The sequence below is a fragment of the Aliterella sp. E5.1 genome (genome assembly GCF_057473825.1).
The window spans coordinates 1-3,001 of record NZ_JBYCCV010000219.1; the positions used below are offsets into that span (position 1 = coordinate 1).

Below are 3,001 nucleotides of genomic sequence, written 5' to 3' on the forward strand. Positions count from 1 at the left end.
CATATTTGAGTGCTTTCTCCAACATTTCTTTGCTTTCAGATATCTCCACTTGGAACGGACGACTCATAACTTTTCCTTTCCCCTTACACTTATGCTAATTTAGCGCACCTTCATTCAGAATTGGTATAAACAAGCGATCGATTGCCCAGATTATCGACCGAGGTGATCGCCCTCGCCAAAAAGCTGGAGAAGTATCAATTAGCAAACAAGTGGAAACCGAAACGCAAAGAGTTTCCGTTGCTAAACACAGATTGCGTTTAAATAGTATCGATTAGATAGTTGTTTACGTTGGTACAGACGAGAGCCAACTCCTTAAACAAGCAATGTATGGAGGCGGTATTGTGCGCTTAGGTCAATGGCTTGGCTTGCTCGTTATTGTTATCTCTCTTTACATTCTGTGGCAAATTCGCCAAGTTGTTTTACTGCTGTTTGCGGCTGTAGTTTTGGCAACAGTTTTAAATCGGGTTGTGCGACAAATCCAGCATTACCATATCAAGCGTGGGATTGCCATTGCGATTACAGTTGCAATCTTACTAGCGATCGTTGTGGGCTTTTTTGCACTTATTGTGCCGCGCATTACCGAGCAGTTGCAAGAGTTAGTCAATGTTTTCCCGCAGGTATCAGAAAGAATAAATAATTGGTTTAATTGGTTGCAATCTAAAGTTCCAGGATTACTCTCTGAACAATTCCGGATCTTAGAGAATATTGCACAACAATTACAAACATCGATAGTACGCCTGCTGGGCAATTTTTTTGTCATCCTTAATAACTCGCTTGCTATTGTTGTGGGCTTGCTACTGTTCTTGGTTCTAACTATTATGCTCTTGGTGAACCCCTCTCAATACAGACGAGTTTTTATCCTTGCCTTTCCTGCTTTTTATCGACGACGAATTGACGAAATTTTGTCTGAAACTGAAGAATCTTTAGTTGGTTGGATCAAAGGTACTCTGATCGCAATGGTCGTTATCGCTTTAGTATCTTTTATCGGGCTATCAATTTTGGGAGTACCACTACCTGTAGTCAATGCTGCTTTAGCCGGATTATTAGAATTTATTCCCAATGTAGAACCAACTTTGAGCATTATTCCACCAGCATTGCTTGCCCTAACTGATGCTCCTTGGAAGGCAGGAGCAGTTATATTACTTTATATTGCAATTCAACAGTTTGAAAGCCTGCTTTTAGTTCCCTTAATTATGAAGCAAGAGGTGGATCTGATGCCAGTTTTCACCATTTTGGCAGTAGTAGTTTTTTCTAGCTTATTCGGATTCTTAGGTTTATTTCTGGCTATTCCGCTATTAATAGTGTTCCAAATTTGGCTAAAAGAGGTCTTGATCAAAGATGTAATGAATAAGTGGTAGAAATGACTAAATAATGAGAAATACTTATCTAATTTTGTTTGGATCACTGCTGTAGTTTGAATAAATAAATGACACATAGAATGAAAACATTTTACAATTAATACCCTATAAAATAATCTCAACTTCAACCTATAGTAGAAGGCAAAGAGCAGAAGAAAAACCGTTTGATAAGCCAAGGTTACAAGCTGTCTTGATGCCTATTTCTCTGCATTCTGGTACATTTGATTATAAACACCGATTTTAGTAACAGCTAAAAGAAAACACACTTATTTGATAGTTGCTTCAAAATTATTTTTTAATTTCTTAAAACTATAAAATATAATTATTTTGTGTATATTCAAGTACATATATAAAATTTTTACTTATTACTAAAGAATGATTTTATTTGGCTAGTTATTCTTAAAATAATAGTATAAGTTTCACGAAAACTATAGGAGAAAATGACATCATGGTAAAGAATCAAAATAAGAATTTATTCAAAGTATTGGGTGTTAGCGTTATAGCAGTATCCGCCGCAATTACGCCCTTAAGCCTACCTGTTTCGGCTCAAGTTTTAGATCCTGGAGTAGGAGTTGAGCAGGAAGGAATTTATGAAGATGATAATGATTTTGACTGGGGTTGGTTGGGATTAATTGGTTTACTTGGTTTAGCTGGTTTAGCTGGTAAAAGTCGTCGCAATGAAGCAACTGCATATCGAGAGCCTGATACAGCACGCACAGGTTACAGAGATTAGTACATTCTAATTGCATTATTTTATGCAAATAATGCTCGGAGTATTTTCTAATCGTGGAAGCAATGGTGTGAATTATAATATTTCACTCATTTAAAGAGAGCCTTAGTTTAATAAACTAAGGCTTTTTCTATCTATCACTAAGTAGCAGAACAAGAGCGATCGCGCGAGTACGACAATCTTGAGATAGCAATAAAAATGCTGACTAGAACTATCCGAGAATTATCTAACTGCATACCTACAACCTTGAGTGTTTGCAAATTTTTATTTGAAGAGAGCTACAGTGTTAAAACTGAAATCCTAATAAATTCCAGTAGGTAAGGAAGGGAATAAAGACTAAAGCGGCTAGGGTAATTAAGGAATAGTGCGATCGCTTAAAGAAAGACCAATAATTATTCTTCCAAGCCAAAACGGTAAAGATAAGCAATCCTAGTGTTAACACAGTGGTAAGCAAAGGAATACAGAGAAAGGCGATCGCAACAGTCGGTACGCCATACACTAGCCGCCAAAAGCCATACAGCCAGACTGATAGAGGAAAACCAATTAAGAAACCCAAGTTTAAAGTACCGATTAAACCTGCTAGTATCCAAGCCCAGCGCAATTGCTTCCTTTGAAACCGCTTACCTCGCAAACGCCCGATTAAAGGCACAAGAGGATAAATAACGATAGCTGATATAAAAACTACTACACAAAAAAACAAAATCCCTAACTGCACCCAACTTGTTTCATACCAAGATATATGCTCGTAGGCTCCGATTTTAGCCCATATAGGATTAAAAGCATACTTACAGCGGTTCTCGATTGAATGAGATAAAGTGAGAAGCATTGCTACAACTATTAATGGCTAAATGGATGAAAGCTTACTCAAATGATTTGCGCCAGAAGATTGTGGAAACCCATAGCAGAGAAAGGG

Annotated in this window: 3 protein-coding genes; 2 read left to right on the top strand and 1 reads right to left on the bottom strand. The window is 37.4% G+C overall.

Annotated features, from left to right (window positions below):
- The first annotated feature begins 341 nt into the window (after positions 1–341).
- Both AC2VE5_RS25280 and AC2VE5_RS25285 read left to right on the top strand, forming a co-directional pair.
- Complete coding sequence (locus AC2VE5_RS25280) at positions 342–1,358, top strand: AI-2E family transporter (RefSeq protein WP_486890346.1); 1,017 nt, start codon at positions 342–344, stop codon at positions 1,356–1,358.
- Between the two features lie 448 nt (positions 1,359–1,806).
- Positions 1,807–2,091 (top strand): WGxxGxxG family protein, encoded by a 285-nt coding sequence (locus AC2VE5_RS25285; RefSeq protein WP_486890347.1) that lies wholly within the window; start codon positions 1,807–1,809, stop codon positions 2,089–2,091.
- Positions 2,092–2,374: 283 nt separating this feature from the next.
- Here the strand turns inward: AC2VE5_RS25285 and AC2VE5_RS25290 are convergent, their stop codons facing one another.
- Positions 2,375–2,914 carry a hypothetical protein gene (locus tag AC2VE5_RS25290; RefSeq protein WP_486890348.1) on the bottom strand — a complete coding sequence of 180 codons (540 nt, stop codon included), beginning with the start codon at positions 2,912–2,914 and terminating at the stop codon, positions 2,375–2,377.
- Between the last annotated feature and the right edge of the window lie 87 nt (positions 2,915–3,001).

Coding starts and splice junctions, on each gene's coding strand:
- AC2VE5_RS25285 (WP_486890347.1), top strand. CDS start 1,807: ATGGTAAAGAATCAAAATAAGAATTTATTCAAAGTATTGGGTGTTAGC.
- AC2VE5_RS25290 (WP_486890348.1), bottom strand. CDS start 2,914: ATGCTTCTCACTTTATCTCATTCAATCGAGAACCGCTGTAAGTATGCT.